We start from the raw sequence: 20,205 nt of genomic DNA, 5'->3' as shown, positions 1-20,205 counted from the left end.
GAGAGCAGAGCATGTCGCGCTGGGGACTGACCCTTCCGCTGACCGGCCTCCCGCTGGCCGAGCACCGCGAGATCGTCGAGAGCCTGCCGGGCCTCGGCTACACCGACGCCTGGTCGGCCGAGACCAACGGCACCGACGCCTTCACGCCGCTGGCGCTGGCCTCGCAGTGGGCGCCCGAGCTGCGGCTCGGCCCGGCGATCGTGCCGGTCTACACGCGCGGTCCGGCGCTGCTGGCGCAGCAGGCCGCGACCCTCGCCGACCTCGCGCCGGGCCGCTTCGTGCTCGGCATCGGCACCTCCTCCGACACCATCGTGGGCCGCTGGAACGGCATCCCGTTCGAGGAGCCCTACAAGCGCACCCGCGACACGCTGCGGTTCCTGCGCCGCGCCCTCGCCGGCGAGAAGGTCAAGGAGGAGTACGACACCTTCGCCGTCAACGGGTTCAAGCTGGAGCACGCGCCCGCGAGCCCGCCGCCGATCGTGCTGGCCGCGCTCCGCCCCGGCATGCTGCGGCTCGCCGCCCGCGAGGCCGACGGCGCCATCACCAACTGGCTCGCGCCGAAGGACGTGCCGACGGTGCGCGGCGAGCTCGGCGACGACCACGAGCTGATCGCCCGGCTGTTCGTCTGCCCGACCGACAACGCCGAGGAGGCCCGCGCCATCGGCCGCTGGATGATCGCCGCCTACATGACGGTGCCGGTCTACCGGGCCTTCCACGAGTGGCTCGGCCGCGGCGACGCGCTCGCCCCGATGAACGAGGCGTGGGCGGCCGGCGACCGCAAGCGGGCGCTGGAGGCCATCCCCGACGAGGTCGTCGACGACCTCATCGTGCACGGCTCGCCCGACGCCTGCCGCGCCCGGATCCGCGAGTACGTCGACAACGGCCTCACCACGCCCGTCCTCGCGATCGTCCCGGCGGGCGGCGTCGAGCTCGCCGACGCGGTGCGGCAGCTCGCCCCGAACGCCGGCTGACACCGGCCGGCGGCCCGCTGAACTCCATGTTTACCGGCGGGGAGGCGGGGGAGGGTCGGGCGGGTCCGTGTCCGAACAGCACGTACCGAAGACGTGAGGAGCTGATCATGCTCACGCTGACCAGCGGTGCCGTCCAGGTCATCCGTTCCGTGACCGCCGACCCCGAGCTGCCGCCCGAGACGGGGATCCGCATCGAGTCCGGGGTGAACGGCTCGGAGGCGCTGCGCCTCTCGGTCGCCCCGGCCCCCGAGGCGGGCGACCAGGTCGTCGAGGAGGAGGGCGCCCGGGTCTACCTGGAGCCCACCGTCGCGACGCTCCTGGACGACAAGGAGCTCGACGCGCAGGTCGAGCCGACCGGCGACGTGGCCTTCACGATCGCCGCGGGCGCGACCTGACGGACCTCGCCGCGCGGCCGGGCCTGGGCCGCTTCCCCGCTCGCCCAGGAGCGGCCGCGCGGCGGGCTCGGGGCCCCGGTCCGGATCACTCCGGGCCGGGGCCCCGCTCTTTTCCGGCCCGCCGGCGGATCAGCGGGCCGCCAGGACCAGCACGACGGCCGCGACGGCGAACGCGGCCGTCGTCAGCACCAGGAACGCGGCGACGACCGCGCAGGCCAGGCCGCGCGGCTGGTCGCGCCAGGTCCCGTAGTGATCGCGCACCTGCCGGTCCAGCTCCTCGCGGGACGGGCGCGGCGCCTTCTCGGGACCGTCGCGGGGACCGTCATCGGGTGCGGACGTCACCGCGCCAGTCTGGCAGAGCGGGCGCCCGCGGCAGGTCAGAGCCGCGCGACCTCGGGCCAGGACCGAACAGGCGAGCGAACCACCGGCGACACGCAAGATTTTTTGTCGCCATGTGAAAGGCGCCGATAGCCGCTTCCTCCCGGCATAACGGTGGACGATACGACCCGCCATCACGCCTCATATGCGCTGATCACGCCCGGCCGCCGCGGACCGGGGCCGCAGGTAAATGAAACTTCAAGCAGGGCGCGGGGGCGTGCGTTCGCCGACCAGGATCGAACTACTGGGCGAGGAGACCGATCCACCTGGAGGACGAGTGATCATCGGGACCAGTGCCTGGCACGTCACGGCGTTCCGGACACCGCGCGGCGCGCCGGGGGCCGCCGACACGGTGGCCTGGGTGCGCGCGCTGCGGGCGCGCATCCTGTTCGACGGGGGGCGGCGGCCGGACTTCCGCGACGCCGCCGGCGCGCACGTGGACGACCAGGACCTCGACCACGGCGCCTGGCACTTCGTCGGCCGCGCCGACCCCGCCGGGCCGCCGCTCGGCTACGTCCGGCTCTGCACCGCCGACCAGGCCGCGCTGTTCCAGACCCTCGCCTACCTCGGCCCCGACCACTACGCGCGGGTGCTCGCCGGGCGCGGCCTCGCGCCGGACGCGGTGTTCGAGCACAGCCGCCTCGTCGTCGAGCACCGCGCCCGCAAGCTCGGCCTCGGCGTGCACCTGAACGCGACCGCCGTCGCCGCCGCGCACGCGCTCGGCGCCGCCGCGATGATCGGCACGTCCGGCACCGCCGACGGCCAGGACCGCTTCCACGCCCGCTTCGGCTTCGGCGAGGTGCCCGGCACCCGCCGCTACGTCGAGCGCTACACCGAGGACGTCGTCGTCATGCTGCACGAGACCGCGCGCGGCGCCGGCGAGCACGACCGGCTCGTCCGGCGCCTCACCGAGGAGTTCCCGGGGATGGTGGTGGACGCCGTCGCGCTGCCGCGCCCCGCGTCCGCGCCCGCGCGCGAGGAGCCGGCCGCGCTGCGCGCGCTGCCCGCCAACGACCGCGAGTCGTGGCGGCCGGAGCTGTACCGGCCCGCCGAGCCGGACGAGCGCGCCGCGCTGCTGGAGCTGCTGGACTCCGGCGCCGTCCGCGAGGTCTGCGACACCCTGGAGGACCAGCTCAACGAGCTGATCACCAGCCGCGAGCCGGACCGGCGCCGCGACGCGGCCGCGCTGCACGCCGCCCGCCTCGACCAGCTCGCCGGCGCCGCGCCGTGGGAGTACGGCACGTGGGCCTTCTACCCGTGGTCGGGACGGCTCGTGCACCTGCTGCCGCGCGACGAGTTCCGGCTCGTGCGCACCGACCGCAACCGGGGCCGCGTCGACCGCCCCGAGCAGCGCGCGCTGCTGGGGGCGCGGATCGGCGTCATCGGCCTGTCGGTCGGCAACAGCGCCGCGCTGACCTGCGCGCTGGAGGGCGTCGGCGGCGCGTTCCGGCTCGCCGACTTCGACCCGCTCGGGCTGTCCAACCTCAACCGGCTGCGCGCCGGCGTGCACCAGCTCGGCCTGAACAAGACCGTCATCGCCGCCCGGCAGATGTTCGAGATCGACCCCTACCTCGACATCGAGATCTTCCCTGCCGGGCTGACCGCCGCCACCATGGACGCCTTCTTCGGCGCGGACGGCGCCGACGGTGGGGACCGCCTCGACCTGCTCGTCGAGGAGTGCGACACCCCCGAGGTGAAGATCGCCGCGCGGGAGCGGGCCCGCGCCCTCGGCGTGCCGGTGGTGATGGACGCCAACGACCGCGGCCTCCTCGACGTCGAGCGCTTCGACCTGGAGCCGGACCGGCCGCTCCTGCACGGCCTGCTCGGCGAGATCAGCGCCGCCGAGCTGGGCGGCCTCACCGCCGCCGAGCGGGTGGACCTCATCCTCGCCATGGTCGACCGGGACCGCATCAGCCCCGCCCTCGCCGCCGCCGTCCCCGAGATCGGCCGCACCCTGAGCAGCTGGCCGCAGCTCGCCTCCGGCGTCGCGCTCGGCGGCGCCCTCGTCACCGAGGCCGCCCGGCGCGTCCTGCTCGGCCGCCCCTGCCCGTCCGGCCGGTACTACACCGACCTGGACGAGCAGCTCGCCGCCGACCGCAGCGTCGTCCCGGCGGGGGTGGCGCGGTGAGCGTCCTCGACCCGGCGCCCGCCCGCGCGGCCGCGCCGCTGAAGCTGCCGGTGCCCGTCGCGATCGCGGGGACGGGCGTGCACCTGCCCGAGACCGTCGTCACCAACGCCGACCTCGCGCGCGTCCTCAACACCAAGGACGAGTGGATCGTCCGGCGCACCGGCATCCGGGAGCGGCGGCGGCTCGCGCCCGGCCGCACCGCCTCCGACATGGGCGCGGCGGCGGCGCGGTCCGCGCTGGAGGCGGCCGGGCTGGACGCGGCCGAGCTGGACGCGATCATCGTGTCCAGCTACACCGGCGACCAGCCGCTGCCGTCCACCGCCCTGGTCATCAAGGACGCGATCGGCGCGGACCGGGCGCTGCCGCTGGACCTCACCCAGGCCGCCTGCGCGGGCGGCGTGCACGCGCTGCTGCTCGCCGCGCACCTGCTCCAGGGGCCGGGGACGCGCGCGGTGCTCGTCATCGCGGCCGACTGCGCGTCCCGCGTCGTCGCGCCGGGCGACCGCCTGTCGGGGGTCTTCTTCGGCGACGCCGCGGGCGCGGCCGTCCTCGCCCGCGGCGACGGCGGCGCCGGGCTGCTCGGCTGGGACACCGGGTCCGCGCTGTCGTACGGGGTGCAGATCCGGGCGGGCGGCTCGCGGCTCCCGACGGACCACAACACCGTCGCCGCCGGGCTGCACCATGTGGAGATGGACGGCCGCGAGGTGTGGGACACCGCCGTCGCCCGGCTGCCCGCCAGCATCGAGGCCGCCGCCGCGGACGCCGGGCTGGACGTCGCCGCCGTCGACCACTTCTTCCTGCACCAGGCGAACCTGAACATCCTGCACGCGGCGCTCGACGCGCTCGGCGTCCCGCGCGACCGCGCGCCGATCACCCTGGACCGGCTCGGCAACACCGGCGCCGCCGGGATGCTCACCGCGCTGCACGAGACCGTCCGCGCGGGCCGCCTGCGCGCGGGCGACACCTACGTCCTGTCGGCGATCGGGGCCGGCTTCCTGTGGGGCAGCCTCTGCTTCCGCCACGGCTGACGTCCGCGCGGGCGGGGCGCGCGCGTCCCGCCCGCGCGACCGGTCACTCGCCGGGGAAGGACGGGTGCGGGCCGAGCGCCCAGTACTCGAACAGGCCGTAGCCGGTGCCGCCCGCGTACTCGAAGCGCGCGACCGAGTCGACCATGCCCCACATGCGGGCCGCGTCGTCGGGCTTGCGGACGTCGTAGGTGACGCCCTGCACCTTCAGGTCCGGGCCCTGGTACATGCCGTGCTTCCAGTCCGGCTCCAGGCCGTAGCCGGTCCCGACCATCAGGTGCACGGGCAGGACCGGCGTGACCGCGATCTCGAACGGCTCGCCGCCGGGCGGCGCGAACGCCAGCACCGCCGTCTCCACCTCGCGGGTGCCGGGCCGGTAGGACGGTCGGTACTCGGGGCGCCCGAGGTACTCGGGCTCGGAGCCGTCCGGCCGCACCCGGACCGCCTCCTCCAGGATGCGCCGGCCCTTGTCGTCCTCCTGCACGATGCAGAGGACGGCGTGGTCGTCGAACTGCATCGGCGCGTACATCCAGTAGAACGTGCCGGGGTTCTTGGCCTGGATGCCGGGCGGCTCGGGCTCGCCGACGGGCCGGATGCCCCACGAGCGGTCCCGCGACCCCCACCAGCGGTCGGGGGTGACCTCGATCCGCTCGCCGTCCACGACGATGTGGCCCGTCCAGCGGCCCGTCTGGGCGAGGCGCCGCGAGTCGAACACGACGCGCTCCTGCCAGCGCAGGAAGTGCGGCGGTTCGAGCTGGGCGGGGATCGCGCCCTCCCACGTCAGGTCGAACGCCAGGCCGTGCTCGTTGTCGCCGAGCGTCACCCGCAGCCGCTTCAGCCCCTCCAGCACCTCGATGCGGAAGGGGCCGATGGTGGTGTCCATCCGGTCGTCGCCGAGCTCGCGGGACGCCCGGACGACCTTGTGCAGCGGCCCGTACCGCACCACCGCGAACGCGTCGGTGACGCCGAGGTTCGGGTACTGGCCCATCCCGACGAGCATCATCAGCTCGTCGGAGCAGCCGTGCACGTTGAAGTAGTAGCGGTCGTAGAAGTTGCGGTCGGAGGTCGCGACGTGCCGCATCACCTCCGGCGCCTGGTGGATCGGGTGGTCGTCGAGCGGTGACAGCGTCATTTGCAGCCCTTCGAGGAGGCGCGCGAGCAGCCGCGAGCAGTCGTCGTCGTGCGGGAAGGGGTCGGCGGCGCCGGCCGGCCGGGGACGGGCATGGGGGCGGCCTCCTCGCATCCCGAAGTGAAACGTGTTCTATCAACGGGGTGAGAGGTGGTCAATGGGCGGACTCCGGCGCGCGCGGAGCGGCGTGAAAAGATCGGGGGTATGCGTCTCACCAAGCTCGGGCACGCCTGCGTGCGGCTCCAGAAGGACGACCGGACCCTCGTCATCGACCCCGGCGCGTTCAGCGGCGACGACCTGTACGCCGGCGCCGAGGCCGTGCTCATCACCCACGAGCACTTCGACCACTTCGACCCCGACGCGCTGCGCGCCGCCGTGGCCGCCGACCCGCGCCTGCAGGTGTGGACGTCGCGGACGGTCGCGCAGAACCTCGCCGACCTCGGCGGCCGCGTCCACGAGGTCGGGCACGGCGACGCCGTCACCGTCGCGGGCTTCGACGTGCACGTCTACGGCGAGGACCATGAGATCCTCGTGCCGGACGTCCCGCCGATCCCCAACACCGGGTTCCTGGTCGACGGCGACGTCTTCCACCCCGGCGACGCCCTGACCGTCCCCGGCGAGCCGGTCCGCACCCTGTGCCTGCCCGGCAACGCGCCCTGGATGAAGGTCCCCGAGCTGTACCAGTACACCCGCGTCGTCGCGCCCGAGCGCGCGTTCGTGATCCACGACGGGCTGCTCAACGACATCGGCCTCACCGTCATGAGCAGCCACGTCGAGGCGGCGGGCAAGGAGCAGGGCAAGGACTTCCGGCGGCTCGCGCCGGGCGAGTCGGTGGACCTTTGAGGGTGGGGGTCGAGCGGCCGGTCCAGGCCGTGTTCTTCGACATCGGCGAGACCCTCGTCAACGAGGGGGAGATCTACGGGCGGTGGGCGGACTGGCTCGGCGTGCCGCGCCACACCTTCCTCGCCAAGCTCGGCGCGGTCCTGGCGACGGGCGGGACCTACGATGACCTGTTCGCCTACTTCAAGCCCGGTTTCGACCTGGCCGAGGAGGAGCGCAAGCGCGCCGAGGCGGGCGTCCCCAACGGTTTCGGCCCGGACGACCTGTACCCGGACGCGCGCGCGTGCCTGAGCGGCCTGCGCGCGCAGGGCGTGTTCGTCGGCGTCGCCGGGAACCAGCCGGTGCAGGCCGCCGAGCAGTTCGCGGCGCTGCGGATGGACGCCGACGTCGTCGGGATCTCCGACGTGTGGGGGATCGCCAAGCCCGCGCCGGAGTTCTTCGAGCGCTGCGCGCAGCTCGCCGACGCGCTGCCCGACCGCGTCCTGTACGTGGGGGACCGGCTCGACAACGACGTCCGGCCCGCCCTCGCCTACGGGATGCGCGCGGCGTTCCTGCGGCGCGGCCCGTGGGGCGTCGTCCAGGACGACCCCGAGGCCCTCGCCGGCGCGACGTTCGTGCTGGACGACCTGGCGGAACTCCCCGATCTCGTCGCCGCCTTCAACCAGGGTGAGCCCGTGGGGTGACCCCTAAGGGACGTCCCTTACTCCGCAAGGTGGGGGCCAAGACCACCCATGAGAGCGATCCCGAACGGGTAGTCCGGTTCGTAGCGTGGAATCACGTTGACCGACACGACGAACCGGAGTGATGCGCACATGAACGCCCTCTACCGCCCCCGCGACGGCCGCTGGATCGCCGGCGTCTGCGCCGGCCTCGGCCTGCGGTTCGGGCTCTCGGCGAACGTGGTCCGGCTGCTGTTCGTGCTGTCCTGCCTGCTGCCCGGACCGCAGTTCGTGGTCTACCTGGTGCTGTGGGCGATGATGCCGAACGGCGACCGGACCGGGGCGCGCTCCTACTGATCAAAGATCCGGCGGTCCCTTGGAACCCGGTGGCCCAGGGTGTTAGATCGGGCTCAGCCGATCCCCCTGGGGAAGGAGCCGCGGTGGCGAGGGCAGGGCCGGGAGCCGGGCCGGACACCGGTGCCGACGCCGCCCGCCTGCTGACCGCCCTGCGCGACCTCGCCGCGGCCCGGGGCGCCCCGGGCCGCGACCTCGCCGCCCGGCCCCGGGTGCACTGGCTCGCCGAGCTGCCGCACGAGGTGTACGTGGAGGCCGACGCCGGGCCCGGGGACGTGCTGTTCGGCGTCCCAGTCATCCCGGCGTCGCCGCCGGCCGCCGAGGAGGACCTCGGCGGCTGGCTCGCGCTGCGGCACTGGTACCGGACGCTCCGCGACCTCGCCGCGCTGCGCGGCGCCGACACCGTCCTCGCGACCGGGCTGCTCACCCGCCGGCCCGTCCACGACCACCTGCTCACCACCCCGGTGCGGATCGAGGTGGACGCGCGGACCGAGCGCGTCGACGTCGTCCTCACCGGCCCGGCGGTGCTGCGCGACCGCGAGCTCGTCGCCGGGCTGCCGGGCTTCCGCACCGACCGCACCGACTGGCTGCGCGAGGCCGTGCAGGCGGGGCAGGGCTTCGGGCTGAACGCCTCGGCCGCCGACGTGCTGCGCAAGTGGGGCGCGGTCGCGGGCGAGGGGGAGAGCGTGGCGTTCCGCGAGGACTGGGCGCCGGAGGACCCGGCGGCCGGGCCGCCGCGGATCCGGCTCGCGCCCGCCCTCGTCGTCCGCGGCCCCGACCGCGCGCACCTCGCCGGCCACTACGACCGGATGATCGCGCAGGGGCGGGTGCCGGCGGGGTTCGCGCGGCTCGTCGCGCCGGGCGGGCGGTCGCCGGTCCTGCACGTCGAGGACGGCACCGCCGCGGTCGTCACGAACCTGCTGGCCCGCGGCGCGCGGGTGCTCGTCGCCACCGGTGACGCGTCCGCCGCCGCGGCCCTGCACGACGCGCTGCCCGCCGGGATCGCGACGCTCGTCGCGCTGCCCGGCACCGCGGACCGCGCCGCCGCGACGTTCCGCGCCGCCCGCCTCGGGCCCGGGACGCTGCGCGACCTCGCCGCCCGCGAGGCCGCGGCGGCCCGCCGCGTCGCCGAGCTGCGCGAGCCGCTCCCGGCCGGGCCGGTCGCGCCCGCCGCGCACGCCTGGATCCCGCCGCGCGCCGGGCTGCCCGCCCGGCCGCCGCTCACCGCGGCCGAGGCCGCCGAGCTGCCGCGCGCGGCGGACGACCGCTCGCCCGACCGCACCGGCCACCTCGACGTCGACCCGGCGTCGCTGCCGAGCGCCCGCTACGTCCGCTCGCTCGTCCGCAGCGAGGCGTCGGCGGCGGGACGGGCGGCCCGCGCCGACACCGAGATCGCGCGGCGCCTGCGGCGCTGCGACCCCGCGCTGCTGGAGCGCCTCGGCCGCGACGCCGCCGCCGTCGACGGCGTGCTCCGCGAGCTCGGCCTCACCGGCCACCCCGGCTCCTGGAACCTCGTCGACCACGCGGTGCGGGCCTTCACCGACGCGCTCGCCCGGCGCCGTCCCGGCGTGTGGGCGCGGATCGCCGACCTCACCCCGCAGGTGGAGTGGGCCGACGAGGCGCTCGACGCGATCGCCGGCCGCGAGGTGACGATCCCGCCTGGCGCCGACGCCCGCCGCCTCGCGAGCGCCGCCGAGGACCTGCGCCGCCACCTGTCGGCGGCCGCGTCCGGCAAGCGCGCCACCCGCCGGTCCGGCTCGCACCGCCAGGCCGAGCGGCTGCTGCTCGCGGTGCGGGTGGACGGGCAGCCGCTCAGCACGCCCGAGCGGATGGAGGCCGCCTACGCGCACCTGTCGGTGCTGCTCATCTGCGCGGAGCTGCAGCGCGCCTGGGAGGACGCCGACGTGTCGTTCCCGGCGGGCGTCCCGCTGGAGGACCGCATCACCCGGTTCCGCCGCGCGCACGCCCGCCTCGCCCGGATCCGCGCGATCCTGCCGGCGATCGAGGACGTCGGCGAGCTGCTCACCGGCTCGGGCATCCCGATCACCCACCCGCTCCAGTGGTACGGGTTCAGCGCCGCGCTCGCCGCCGTCGTCGACGCCCGCGAGGCCGAGCGCGCCGCGATCGACCTCGCCGCGCTGCGCGACGCGGTCCCGGCGAGCCCGCACGACCCGCCCGAGCTGCACGCCGCGCGCGCCGCCATCGAGGCCCGCGACCCCGACGCGTACGCGCGGGCGCTCGCCGATCTCGGCACCGCGCGCCGCCTGCGCGCCCGCCAGCTGCGCCGCGCCGAGCTGCTGGACCGCATCCGCGACGTCCACCCCGAGCTCGCCGCGCTGCTCCGCACGCCCGATCCGGCCTGGCCGGACCGCCTCGCGCACTGGGAGGAGGCGTGGGCGCTCGCCGCGGGCCCGGCGCACGGCGCCGCCGACGCGGGCGCCCGCGAGGCGCTCGCCGAAGCGGAGGAGGTCCACCGCGCGGCCGCCGCCGAGCTGACCGCCGCCCGCGCCTGGGCGGCCGCGCTGGACCGCCCCGACCCGGCGCCGTCCTGGATCGCGCCGCTCTGGCAGATCCCCGACCTGCTCCCGCCCGACCCCGACTCCTTCGACGCCGTCGTGGTGGACGGCGACCACGGCGCGGGCGCCGAGGGCCTGTTCCTGCTCTGGCTCGCGCCCCGCGTCATCCTCACCGGCGCGCCCGGACCCGACCTGCCGCCGCCCGCCGGGCGGCTCCCCGGCCCGCTGCCGGTCTCGGCGACGGCGTCACTGTTCACTGTCCTGCTGGAACGCTTCCCTGCCTCCCCGGCACCGCGCGCCGACGCCTGGTCCTCGCCCGCCGACGGGACCGCCGTGCCGCCCGCGCCCGTCCGCGTCGCCTTCGACGAGAACCCGGGCCAGGCACCGGCCCCGAGACCGGCGCCGCGTCCCCGCCCCCGGCCGCGCGCCGAGGCGGGCCCGCCGCCGCCGGCGCAGTCGCGTTCCATCGCCGCCTACAAGCGTCCCGAGCTCGTCGCGGCCGTCGCCGCCGTGCTCGCCGAGCGGCCCGGACTCGACGACGACGCCGTGGTGGACGCCGCCCGCGAGCGGCTCGGCATCCCCGCCGACGAGGCGCTCCTCGCGAGCGCCCGGCTGCGGTTCGCGCTGAACACGCACCGCGAGGGCTGAACGGCTTCCTCTGCCCTCTGCCGCGCCTTTCAAAGCCCCTCGAATGATTTCTTTTTTCTTTGGGCGGCGAGGTGTAGACGCCATGGGACGGGCATATCAGGACCCGACAGTACCCCTGCTGAGGAGGTCGGACCGTGACCGTCACCACCATTCTTATCGCCATCGTCGTCGGCGCCGTCATCGGTGTCCTGGGCCGCCTGGCGCTGCCCGGCCGCCAGCCGATCGGCATCCTGCTGACCATCGGCGTCGGCATCGTCGCCGCGCTCCTCGGCACCGCGATCGCGCAGCAGATCGGCGTCGACCACACCGACGGCATCGACTGGATCGAGCTGCTCATGCAGGTCGCCCTCGCCGCGGTGGGCGTCGCCATCGTCGCCGCCGTCCAGCGCCGCAGCCACACCGGTACCCGCCGGTAACCGGTAGCGCGACCGCTCGGCCGGAGGCCGGGGCACCCCTCGCGGGACCCCGGCCTCCGGCCTTTCCGCATGACCATTCAGGAACGCCGCAGGAAAGGCCGGACGCCTTTCTTGTCACAGTTCGATAAACCTGCCGCGAAGGGTGACCGGGCGGCCACGGTGCGTCCGCCGGTGAAACGCCGGTGCGGTTCCGGGCCGGATGGTGCGGGTGCGCCATAATCCGCCCATGAGCATCGTGATCGTCCCCGGCTGGCAGGGCTCCGGGCCGGGGCACTGGCAGTCCCGGTGGGCGGAGGCCGTGCCCGGCGCCGTCCGGGTCGAGCAGGACGACTGGGACGTCGCCGAGCGGGACGCCTGGGTCGCCCGCCTCGGCGAGACGATCGCCGCGCGGGCCGCGCCGCCCGTCCTCGTCGCCCACAGCCTCGGCGTGCTGACCGTCGTGGAGTGGGCGGCCCGCACCGGCGGGGCCGGGGCGCGCGGCGCGCTCCTCGTCGCCCCGCCCGACATGGACCGCCTCGACATCCCCGACATCCGGAACTTCGCGCCGATCCCGGACGGGCCGCTGCCGTTCCCGGCGATCCTCGTCGGCAGCCGCGACGACGCCTACATGTCCCTCGACCGCGCCCGGCACTTCGCGGACGCCTGGGGCGCCCGCTTCCACGACGCCGGCGCCGCCGGCCACCTCAACATCGACGCCGGCTTCGGTCCCTGGCCCGAGGGTGAGCGGCTCCTCGCCGAGCTGGAGAAGACGCTCAACCGACGGTGAGCACGAGCTTGCCCTGAAGGTGGCCCCGCTCGGCGCGCTCGTGCGCCGCGACCGCGTCCTCCAGGGCGAACGTCCGCTCGACGGCCGCCCGCAGGACGCCCTCCTCCAGCAGCCCGGCGAGCTCGGCCATGCCCTCGCCGCTGGAGAACACGCGCGTGCGGGGGAAGGTGATGCCGCGCGCGGCGGCCTCGTCCTCGCGGTAGTCGCCGAAGAAGATCGGCGTGACGGTGCCGCCGTCGCGCACCGCCCGCAGCACCCGGCTGGCCTCCGGGCCGCCGACGCAGTCCACGGCGTGGTCGATGCCGCCGGTCGCGTCCTCGTAGGGGCCGGCGGTGTAGTCGACGACCTCGTCCGCGCCGAGCTCCTTCAGGAACGCCGCGTGGCGCCCGGACGCGACGGCGACGACGTGCGCGCCGCGCGCCTTGGCGAGCTGCACGGCGAAGTGCCCGACGCCGCCCGCCGCGCCGATGACGAGCACGCGGCTCCCCTCCTGCGGATCGACCTCGCCGTAGAGGTTCTGCAGGGCGGTGAGGCCCGACATCGGCACGGCGGCGGCGTGCACGTGGTCGATCGAGGCGGGCTTGCGGGCCAGGTGGGCGACGGGAGCGGTCGCGTACTCGGCGTAGGTGCGGCCGGCGTTGCCGAGATCGCCCCACCGGATCATGCCGAACACCTCGTCGCCGACCGCGAGCCCGTCCGCGTCCGGGCCGAGCGCCTCGACGACGCCGGAGGCGTCCGAACCGGGCGTGAACGGGAAGCGGATCTCCGGCCGCATGCCGGCCGGGACCTGCCCGAAGCCGGACCGGATGTACCAGTCGGGCGGGTTCAGGCCCGCCGCGCGGACGCGGAGCAGGACCTCGCCCGGCGCGGGCTCGGGGACGGGGACCTCGTCCAGCCGGAGCTTGCCGGGGCCGCCCTGTTCGTGAACGCGGATCGCGCGCATCGCTTCTCTCCCGGAGTAAAGTGGAGCAGTGCTCCGGATAATAACCGGAGCAGTGCTCCGTCTGTCAACGCCTAGGATCCCGCCATGACCGAGCCCCGCGCCCCGCGCGCCGACGCCCGGCGCAACCGCGCGATCCTGCTGGACGTCGCCGCCGAGGTCGTCGCGGAGCAGGGCGCGCAGGCGTCCCTCCGCGACATCGCCCGCCGCGCCGGCGTCGGCATGGGCACCCTCTACCGCCACTTCGCCACCCGCGAGGAGCTGCTCGGCGCGCTGCTCGGCGCCCGGTTCGACCGGCTCGCCGCCCGCGCGGACGCCCTCGCCGCCGAACTGCCGCCCCTGGAGGCGCTCACCGCCTGGCTGGACGAGTTCACCGCCGGGACGACGGTGTACCGGGGACTCGCCCCGTCGCTCATGGCGAGCGCGGACGGCGACTCGCCCCTCAAAGCGTCCTGCGACGCCTTCCGGGAAGCGGGCGGGCGGCTCCTCGCGCGCGCGCAGGCGTCCGGGGACATCCGCCCCGACGTGGACGGCGGCGACCTGTTCGCGCTGGCCGGGGGCGTCGCGACCGTCGTCGACCAGTCGCCGGTCCTCGCCGCGCGCCGCGAGCGGCTCATCGAGCTGATCCTCGGCGGGCTGCGCGCGCGCTGACCCGAACCGGTGGACCGTCCCGGCCCGTAATGGGAGGGTCGTGCCCGGAACGAGGGGGGACATGGACGAGCAGCCGGCCGAGGAGTACCGCGTCGAGGAGCTGGCGGCGGCGGCCGGCGTCCCGGTGCGCACGCTCCGCTACTACCAGGAGCGCCGGCTGCTGCCGCCGCCCGAGCGGCGCGGCCGGACCGCCTGGTACTCGTCCGCCCACCTGGACCGGCTGCGGCTCATCGCCGAGCTGGTCGAGCGCGGCCACCGGCTGGACGGCATCGAGGAGCTGCTCGCCGCCGCCGGCGAGGGCCGCGGCGTCGTCGAGCTGCTCGGCTTCGAGCGGGCGGTGACCGCGCCCTGGGCCGAGCAGACCCCGGTGGAGATCGGCCGGGACCGGCTCGTCGAGCTGTTCGGCGACCAGGTCACCGACGCCACCCTCGCTGAGGCCGTCGAGCTCGGCTACCTGCGCGTCGAGGGCGGCCGCGTCCTGCACACGAGCGCCCGGCTGCTGGAGGCGACCGCCGAGCTCGTCCGGGCGGGCATCCCGCTGACGGCGATCCTGCCCGTCGCCTGGGAGCTGGAGGCCGCCTTCGACCGGATGGCCTACGGCCTCGTCCGCCTCATCCGCACCCACCTGATCGACCGCGTCGCCGGACCCGGCACGCACCCCTCCGGCGCCGACCTGGAGGGCCTCGCGGCCGTCGTCGACCGGCTCCGGCCGGTCGCCCGCACCGTCGCCGACGAGCACTTCAACCGGGCCATGGACCGCCGCGTCGCCAAGGAGATGGACGACCTCCGCCGCGACCTCCGCGCGGGCGAGGAGCCCCCGCCCGCCTGACCCCGTGACAGAACCCGCCCCATGGTCTACGCTCGCGCCCATTCCGGTACTGACCGGTAACACCCACTGGTAACAACCTCGCGCCGACGGATGGATCGCCGATGCTGAGCACCGTGCAGGACGCCCCGCTGCTGATCACCCGGCTCCTGGGGCTCCCCGGCGGCACCGTCACGACCGCCGCCGGGAACGGCGCCCGCACCGCCGACGGAGCGCTGCTGCGCGCGGGCGCGGCCCGCCTCGCGCACGCGCTCACCGCGCTCGGCGTCGCCCCCGGCGACCGCGTCGCCACCCTCATGTGGAGCGACCGCGAGCACCTGGAATGCGCCCTCGCGGTGCCCGCCATGGGCGCCGTCCTGCACCCCCTGGACGCCGGCCTGCCCGCCGGGCCGCTCTGCCGCAGCGCCCGCGACGGCGGCGCCGAGGTGCTCGTCCTGGACGGCTCCCTCGCCCCGCTGGCCGCGCCCCTGCTGCCCCGCATCCCGGTGCTCCGCCACGTCGTCGTCACCGGCGGCTCCCCCCTCGACCCGCCGGCCGGCGTCACCGTCCACGCCTACGCCGAACTGCTGGCGGACCGTCCCGGCGAGTACGCCTGGCCGGACCAGGACGAGCGCGCCGCCGCGGCCCTCTGCCACGTCCGCGACACCGGAGGCGACCTCGAACGGGTCGTGCACAGCCACCGCTCGCTCTACCTGCGGGCACTGTCGTCCGTGCTGCCCGACGCCCTCGCGCTGTCGAGCGGCGACACCTTCCTGGTCGCCGTCCCGCACTCGGCGGAACCGGCCTGGAGCCTGCCCTACGCGGCCCTCCTGACCGGCGCGTCCCTGGCCCTCCCCGACCGCTTCCTGGCCCCGGCCGCCCTCGCCGCCTTCGTCGCCGCCGCCCGCCCCACCAGGGGAGTGGCGACCGCCGCCGTCTGGGAGGCCCTCCTCGACCACGTCCGCACCGACCCGTCCGCGGACCTCTCCTCCCTGATCTCCGGCGCCGTCCTCGGCGCGACCTGCCCGGCGTCCCTGGTGCGCGGCTACGACGCCCTCGGCGTCACCCTCCGGCACCTCCCGGGCCCGGACGCCGCCCCTGTCCCCGCCGACGTCCCGGCGGACGACGTCATCAGGTCCGGCAACGAGCGCATCCCCGCCGCCGAGCTGGAGCGGCACCTCCTCCGCCACTCCACGGTCGCCGAGGCCGCCGTCGTCGCCGTCCCCGACGACCGCCTGGGCGAGCGCCCCCTCGCGGTCGTCGCCCTCCACAACGGCCTCCGCTACCCCGCCGAGAAGACCGCCGACCTCCTCCGCACCTACCTGGCCACCCACGTCCCGTACCGCACCCTCCCGGAACGCTGGGCCTTCGTCCCCGAAGTCCCCAAGACGACGACCGGCGCTCCCGACAAGAAAACCCTCCGCGCCCAAGCGGCCCAAGGCACCTTCGACCTCATCGACCTCTGACCCACCCGAGGCCCTAGCGTGATGCGATGAGAATCGGAGACCGGAAGGTCGAAGTGATCGAGACGTTCGACGCGCCCGGCAGCGAACACCTCATCGAGTTCCACTTCGCCGGCCTGGGCGGACGGGAGGGTCTCGTCGCCGTCGCCCTTCCCGACGGCGGCGATCGGAACGACGCCGTGGCGAGCATCGCCCCGCGAAGCGGCGACGTCCCGGCCGCCCTGCTGGCGGACATCATCCAGACGGCCCGCGCCATCGCCGGCCGCCACCGGACGCCGGACGGTCGACCGGCATGTCGGTAGACCTCATCGCGACCGTCCCCGGACCCATCGCCCTCACCGCGCTGCTGCGCACCGCGCACGACGTCCTGGGAACCCTGCCGGCGGCCCTCGCCCCGCCCGCACTGACGGTCGCCGCCCCGCCCGGAACCCTGCTCGGCGAGCGACTCTCCGCCCACTCCCTCGACCTGATCGCGGACGGCTATCGGGAACGCACGAGTCTTCTGCTGCTCGCCCACCGTCCCGAGGACCCGGTGGAACTCTCCGCGAGCCCGACCCGCACCTGCGTGGGCGTGGTCCTCGCCGCGGCCATCGCCCTCGCCGCGGCGATCGAGGGCCACGGCGAGTTCATCGCCGAGATCCCCCTGCTGCCCGCACCCATCACCGACCCCCACCGCTTCATCGAGCGGACCCGCCTGCACGACCCGGGCGAGGACTTCGCCACCCAGTGCGAGAAGTACCTGCGCGGTCTCCCCAACCTCAAAGGCCGGCCCACGACCCGGCGCCTCGCCCCCTGACCGCCGGTCGGCCCCTCCTCGCCATGACCACCTGGTCGCTCTTCGTTGACTTGCGGCGTGTTGCGTGATTGAAACGTTTCAATCACACAACACGCCGCAAGTCAACGCTCGGTGACCGATCGGTCATCCGGGCGGGGGCAGTGGAGCCCGCGCTCGCACGGGGTGCGACGGGCCGGGGGCGACGATGGGGGCGGGGAGGGCGGTGGGACAGGCTTGGTTCATGCGCCACTCTGATCGCGGCGGTCGCCGCGCCGCCGCCCATCCCGACCTCGACCACGTCTACGCCCAGTGCAGCGGGCCGGGCGGGTTGCGGCTGGCCGAGCACATGGCGGACGCGATGGGGCTGCGGGAGGGCGCGACGCTGCTGGACGTCGGCGCCAACCGCGGGCTGCAGACCTGCTTCCTGGCCCGGGAGTACGGGGTCACCGCGCTCGCGCTCGACCCGTGGGACGACCGCGAGGACGGGCGCCCCATGGTCGACCACGTCATCGGCAACGCCCGCGCGTGGGGCGTCGCGCACCGGGTCCTCGCCCTCAAGGCGGGCGTCCCCGACACCGGGCTGGCCACCGGCTCCTTCGACTTCGCCTACTCGACCACCGCGCTGGAGATGATCCGCGCGATGAAGGGCGAGGCCGGCTACCGCGACGCGCTCGGCGAGATCCACCGCGTCCTGGCGCCCGGCGGCGTGTTCGGCCTCGGTGAGCCCATGCACCTGGACGTCCCCATCCCCGACGACCTACGCCCCTACGTGACCAGGGGAGACTTCTCCTGGGCCGAGTGCTTCAGCGACCTGGACAGCACCGTCGCCCACGTCGCAGCGGTCGGTTTCGAGATCTTGCACGCCGAGTACGCCGCCGACGCCACCGCCTGGTGGGACGAGTTCGCCCGCCACGACCCCTTCGCCAAGGCCGACCCCGACGGCGACCCCGCCACCCTCCGCGTCGACGCCGGCCGCTGGACCAGCTTCGGCGTCATCATCGCCCGCAAACCCGCCTGAACCACCCTCAAGCGCGGTCGAGATGGACGCGGTCACCGTCGGGGGTGACGGTGAGGGTGAAGCGGTCGCGGCCGGGGCTGCCGTGAGCGATCCACGCGAAGTAGGCGGTGGTGGCCTGGTCCCAGAGGGGACGGTCGCCGGACTGCTCGACGGTGTAGTCCGCACTGTCGGGCCGGTAGGTGGCGGTCGCCCAGGCGTCGGGAGACCACAGGCGCAGCGTGTAGGTCGGGCCGTCGTGGTGGGCTTGGACGCCGGGCAGCGCGGCGCCCATCGCCAGATCCGCGCCTGCAGGGGCGTAGCTGATGGTGCGGGAGTCGATGTCGGTCGTCGAGACGGCTCCGCCCGAGCGTGGGCCGTCCCAGGCGGGGTGGCGCTGCGAGCGCATCATCATGTACGAGGCGTGGCCGGTGCACCGCCCCACCGCCGTTCCGCCGGGCAGCACCACCAAGCGCAACTCGTGGCTGGACCCGAAGCCCGGGGCGTACGGGGTCACGATCACCCCGCCCGGCCGGGTCTGCTCCACCCACGCGTACGGCACGCGCGCCACCGCGCACGTCGCATGAACCCGGTCGAAGGGCGCCGCCTGCGGACGGCCACCGGCGTTCTGCGTGATCGGCCACCGCGCCCGGCACGTGTTGGAGTGCAGCACCTACCGCCTCGAAAGCCACCGCGCGGCGGCTACCCGGTACGACGAGTTCGCCGTCCGCTACCAAGCCGCTCCCCGCATCGCCGGCCCGATCGCCAAGCCCTTCCACGCGTCGTGATGTAAGAGCCCCCATTACCCCGTACGTAATCGCCCACTGTTGATCTTCTCCGGCAAGATGGACTCATCGAGCTGAGGAGTGACAATGTTCTTCGAGGTCAACGACGGCACCCGCCTGGCGTACGAGGACTACGGGCAGGGGCGGCCGATCGTGCTGCTGTCGAGCTGGGCTCTGTCCAGCGACATGTGGGAGTACCAGGTCCCGTTCCTGGTGGAGCAGGGCTACCGCTGCGTGACGCTGGACCGTCGCGGTCACGGTCGTTCCGACCGTCCTTCGACCGGATACGACCTCACCACCAGCGCTGACGATGTCGCGGCGCTCTTGGAGCACCTCGACCTGGACGACGTCATCTTGGTCGGGCACTCGATGGGCGGCGCCGAGGTCGCCCGCTACCTGGCCCGGCACGGCGAGGACCGTGTCGCCGGCGCCGTGTTCATCTCGGCCATCCTGCCCTTCCTCAAGTTGACCGACGACAACCCCGAAGGCGTTCCCGAAATCGCGTTGCAGAGCATTCTCCAGGCGTTCCGGACCGACCGTCCCAAGTGGTTCGCCCGGCAGGCCCAGCTCTGGTTCGCGACCCATCTCAACGAGGTGTCGCCGGCCATGGTCGAGCACACCATCGGCCAGTGCCTGGCGACCTCCCCGCGGGCGACCACCGAGTTCTTCGCCTCGGCCTTCCACCACGACCACCGGGACGACCTGCGAAAGATCTCCATCCCCGCCCTGGTCATCCACGGGACGCTCGACTCCTCCGCGCGGATCGACGCCACCGGCCGCCGCACCGCCGAGCTGATCCCCGACGCGGACTACAAGGAGTACCCGACCGCCAGCCACGGCATCTTCTTCACCCACAAGGACCAGATCAACGCCGACCTGCTGGACTTCGTCAAGCGCTGCTGAGACGCCATGGCCCGGGGGGCCTTCGCCCATGATCGGCCCTCCGGGTACGGCGGCGCGGCGGGCGGCCGCGAGATCCGCGCGGCCTCAGACCGCGGAACATCCCTGGCGGCGGGGAGCGGCCTGGCCCTACTGCATCCGGTGGACGACCGCTTAGGCTCGGATGCGCCTGCCGTAGGGCCTCACCCCCGCTCTGGCGGCCGCCTGCCGACCTACTACGCCGGACGGGTGCCGGGTGACCGCCAGGTCAGGGAAACCGGGGCGCGGCGTGCTGATGTTCGTGAGGATCGCAAGTATCCGACACACCGCATCCCGAATTTCCGGTGGCTCCGGGTACGGCCCGCCGAAGCGCTGGAACGCCGAGGGGATTAAAGGGTTTTGATGACCGCTGCGAGCTTGCGGAAGGTGTCGCGGGTGAGGAGGATGTGGCCGGTCGTGGGGGACGTGCTGTCGCGGACGGCGACCGTTTGGAGAAACGCCGCGAGTTCAACACAGTTGTCATTCTCAACGGTGCTGTAAGACGCCTTGTGCCACTCGCCATCGCTCAAGTCCATCGTTCTGCCTGCACCTCTCTGACGGGCTCGTGTCCCTACCGAGTGAGGACGCCAGCGGATATCGGTTCGGCGGGGTTGAGATGCGGCGTGTTGGGGTCTGTGGAGATCGAAAG

At 74.7% G+C, this 20,205-nt stretch carries 23 protein-coding genes; 18 read left to right on the top strand and 5 right to left on the bottom strand.

Annotated elements, in window-relative coordinates:
- Nucleotides 1–11 precede the first annotated feature (11 nt).
- Together K1Y72_RS16735 and K1Y72_RS16730 are read left to right on the top strand one after the other, a co-directional pair.
- Entirely contained in the window at nucleotides 12–971 is a 960-nt protein-coding gene (locus tag K1Y72_RS16735; RefSeq protein ID WP_220167261.1) for an LLM class F420-dependent oxidoreductase, read from the top strand.
- Between the two features lie 107 nt (nucleotides 972–1,078).
- Nucleotides 1,079–1,366 (top strand): Fe-S cluster assembly protein HesB, encoded by a 288-nt coding sequence (locus tag K1Y72_RS16730; protein WP_220167260.1) that lies wholly within the window; start codon nucleotides 1,079–1,081, stop codon nucleotides 1,364–1,366.
- A 129-nt stretch (nucleotides 1,367–1,495) separates the two neighbouring features.
- Here the strand turns inward: K1Y72_RS16730 and K1Y72_RS16725 are convergent, their stop codons facing one another.
- Complete coding sequence (locus tag K1Y72_RS16725; RefSeq protein ID WP_220167259.1) at nucleotides 1,496–1,708, bottom strand: hypothetical protein; 213 nt, start codon at nucleotides 1,706–1,708, stop codon at nucleotides 1,496–1,498.
- A 313-nt stretch (nucleotides 1,709–2,021) separates the two neighbouring features.
- On the opposite strand from K1Y72_RS16725, the gene K1Y72_RS37175 reads away from it, so the two are divergent.
- Together K1Y72_RS37175 and K1Y72_RS16715 are read left to right on the top strand one after the other, a co-directional pair.
- Complete coding sequence (locus K1Y72_RS37175) at nucleotides 2,022–3,872, top strand: ThiF family adenylyltransferase (RefSeq protein ID WP_220167258.1); 1,851 nt, start codon at nucleotides 2,022–2,024, stop codon at nucleotides 3,870–3,872.
- Nucleotides 3,869–4,900: a 3-oxoacyl-ACP synthase III family protein gene (locus K1Y72_RS16715; protein ID WP_220167257.1), complete on the top strand. Its 1,032-nt coding sequence runs from the start codon at nucleotides 3,869–3,871 to the stop codon at nucleotides 4,898–4,900. The genes K1Y72_RS37175 and K1Y72_RS16715 overlap by 4 nt, the downstream gene beginning before the upstream one ends.
- A 43-nt stretch (nucleotides 4,901–4,943) precedes the next feature.
- On the opposite strand, the gene K1Y72_RS16710 is transcribed toward K1Y72_RS16715, so the two are convergent.
- Nucleotides 4,944–6,140 carry an Rv3169 family protein gene (locus K1Y72_RS16710; RefSeq protein WP_220167256.1) on the bottom strand — a complete coding sequence of 399 codons (1,197 nt, stop codon included), beginning with the start codon at nucleotides 6,138–6,140 and terminating at the stop codon, nucleotides 4,944–4,946.
- A gap of 90 nt (nucleotides 6,141–6,230) precedes the next feature.
- Here K1Y72_RS16710 and K1Y72_RS16705 point away from each other — a divergent pair, with 90 nt between their 5' ends.
- From K1Y72_RS16705 to K1Y72_RS16680, 6 genes are all read left to right on the top strand, one after another.
- Nucleotides 6,231–6,869, top strand: a complete 639-nt coding sequence (locus tag K1Y72_RS16705; RefSeq protein WP_220167255.1) for an MBL fold metallo-hydrolase — start codon at nucleotides 6,231–6,233, stop codon at nucleotides 6,867–6,869.
- Between the two features lie 2 nt (nucleotides 6,870–6,871).
- A complete protein-coding gene (locus tag K1Y72_RS16700; RefSeq protein ID WP_220167254.1) occupies nucleotides 6,872–7,549 on the top strand; it encodes an HAD family hydrolase in 678 nt (225 codons plus the stop codon).
- Nucleotides 7,550–7,678: 129 nt separating this feature from the next.
- Nucleotides 7,679–7,882, top strand: a complete 204-nt coding sequence (locus K1Y72_RS16695) for a PspC domain-containing protein (RefSeq protein ID WP_220167253.1) — start codon at nucleotides 7,679–7,681, stop codon at nucleotides 7,880–7,882.
- Between the two features lie 83 nt (nucleotides 7,883–7,965).
- Nucleotides 7,966–11,043: a hypothetical protein gene (locus K1Y72_RS16690; protein ID WP_220167252.1), complete on the top strand. Its 3,078-nt coding sequence runs from the start codon at nucleotides 7,966–7,968 to the stop codon at nucleotides 11,041–11,043.
- Between the two features lie 134 nt (nucleotides 11,044–11,177).
- Nucleotides 11,178–11,459, top strand: coding sequence for a GlsB/YeaQ/YmgE family stress response membrane protein (locus K1Y72_RS16685; protein ID WP_220167251.1), 282 nt, complete (start codon nucleotides 11,178–11,180; stop codon nucleotides 11,457–11,459).
- Between the two features lie 226 nt (nucleotides 11,460–11,685).
- Nucleotides 11,686–12,225, top strand: a complete 540-nt coding sequence (locus tag K1Y72_RS16680; protein ID WP_220167250.1) for an RBBP9/YdeN family alpha/beta hydrolase — start codon at nucleotides 11,686–11,688, stop codon at nucleotides 12,223–12,225.
- On the opposite strand, the gene K1Y72_RS16675 is transcribed toward K1Y72_RS16680, so the two are convergent.
- Nucleotides 12,212–13,168, bottom strand: a complete 957-nt coding sequence (locus tag K1Y72_RS16675; protein WP_220167249.1) for an NADP-dependent oxidoreductase — start codon at nucleotides 13,166–13,168, stop codon at nucleotides 12,212–12,214. The genes K1Y72_RS16680 and K1Y72_RS16675 overlap by 14 nt on opposite strands.
- A gap of 84 nt (nucleotides 13,169–13,252) precedes the next feature.
- Between K1Y72_RS16675 and K1Y72_RS16670 the strand changes: the two genes are divergently transcribed.
- The 6 genes from K1Y72_RS16670 to K1Y72_RS16645 all read left to right on the top strand — a co-directional run bounded on the left by K1Y72_RS16670 (nucleotide 13,253) and on the right by K1Y72_RS16645 (nucleotide 17,877).
- On the top strand, nucleotides 13,253–13,816 hold the full coding sequence (locus tag K1Y72_RS16670; RefSeq protein ID WP_220167248.1) for a TetR/AcrR family transcriptional regulator: 564 nt from the start codon (nucleotides 13,253–13,255) through the stop codon (nucleotides 13,814–13,816).
- A gap of 61 nt (nucleotides 13,817–13,877) precedes the next feature.
- Nucleotides 13,878–14,645: a MerR family transcriptional regulator gene (locus K1Y72_RS16665; RefSeq protein WP_220167247.1), complete on the top strand. Its 768-nt coding sequence runs from the start codon at nucleotides 13,878–13,880 to the stop codon at nucleotides 14,643–14,645.
- Nucleotides 14,646–14,746: 101 nt separating this feature from the next.
- On the top strand, nucleotides 14,747–16,087 hold the full coding sequence (locus K1Y72_RS16660) for an AMP-binding protein (protein ID WP_220167246.1): 1,341 nt from the start codon (nucleotides 14,747–14,749) through the stop codon (nucleotides 16,085–16,087).
- Nucleotides 16,088–16,113: 26 nt separating this feature from the next.
- The gene (locus K1Y72_RS16655; protein ID WP_220167245.1) at nucleotides 16,114–16,386 is read left to right on the top strand and encodes a hypothetical protein; all 273 of its coding nucleotides are present in this window, start codon (nucleotides 16,114–16,116) and stop codon (nucleotides 16,384–16,386) included.
- Nucleotides 16,377–16,880, top strand: a complete 504-nt coding sequence (locus K1Y72_RS16650; protein ID WP_220167244.1) for a hypothetical protein — start codon at nucleotides 16,377–16,379, stop codon at nucleotides 16,878–16,880. Before K1Y72_RS16655 ends, K1Y72_RS16650 begins: the two co-directional genes overlap by 10 nt.
- Before the next feature lie 220 nt (nucleotides 16,881–17,100).
- Nucleotides 17,101–17,877, top strand: coding sequence for an SAM-dependent methyltransferase (locus K1Y72_RS16645; protein ID WP_220167243.1), 777 nt, complete (start codon nucleotides 17,101–17,103; stop codon nucleotides 17,875–17,877).
- Nucleotides 17,878–17,884: 7 nt separating this feature from the next.
- Here the strand turns inward: K1Y72_RS16645 and K1Y72_RS16640 are convergent, their stop codons facing one another.
- The gene (locus K1Y72_RS16640) at nucleotides 17,885–18,526 is read right to left on the bottom strand and encodes a methyltransferase domain-containing protein (RefSeq protein ID WP_220167242.1); all 642 of its coding nucleotides are present in this window, start codon (nucleotides 18,524–18,526) and stop codon (nucleotides 17,885–17,887) included.
- Here K1Y72_RS16640 and K1Y72_RS16635 point away from each other — a divergent pair.
- Entirely contained in the window at nucleotides 18,486–18,641 is a 156-nt protein-coding gene (locus tag K1Y72_RS16635; protein ID WP_220167289.1) for a hypothetical protein, read from the top strand. The two genes, K1Y72_RS16640 and K1Y72_RS16635, sit on opposite strands and share 41 nt — an antisense overlap.
- 84 nt (nucleotides 18,642–18,725) lie before the next feature.
- On the top strand, nucleotides 18,726–19,541 hold the full coding sequence (locus tag K1Y72_RS16630; RefSeq protein ID WP_220167241.1) for an alpha/beta fold hydrolase: 816 nt from the start codon (nucleotides 18,726–18,728) through the stop codon (nucleotides 19,539–19,541).
- Nucleotides 19,542–19,906: 365 nt separating this feature from the next.
- Here the strand turns inward: K1Y72_RS16630 and K1Y72_RS16625 are convergent, their stop codons facing one another.
- Entirely contained in the window at nucleotides 19,907–20,092 is a 186-nt protein-coding gene (locus K1Y72_RS16625) for a DUF397 domain-containing protein (protein WP_220167240.1), read from the bottom strand.
- Between the last annotated feature and the right edge of the window lie 113 nt (nucleotides 20,093–20,205).

This window comes from Actinomadura parmotrematis, assembly GCF_019458805.1.
Lineage (GTDB): Bacteria > Actinomycetota > Actinomycetes > Streptosporangiales > Streptosporangiaceae > Spirillospora > Spirillospora parmotrematis.
The sequence above is the reverse complement of the archived record's forward strand: the minus strand, read 5'-3'. Positions and strand labels throughout refer to the sequence as shown.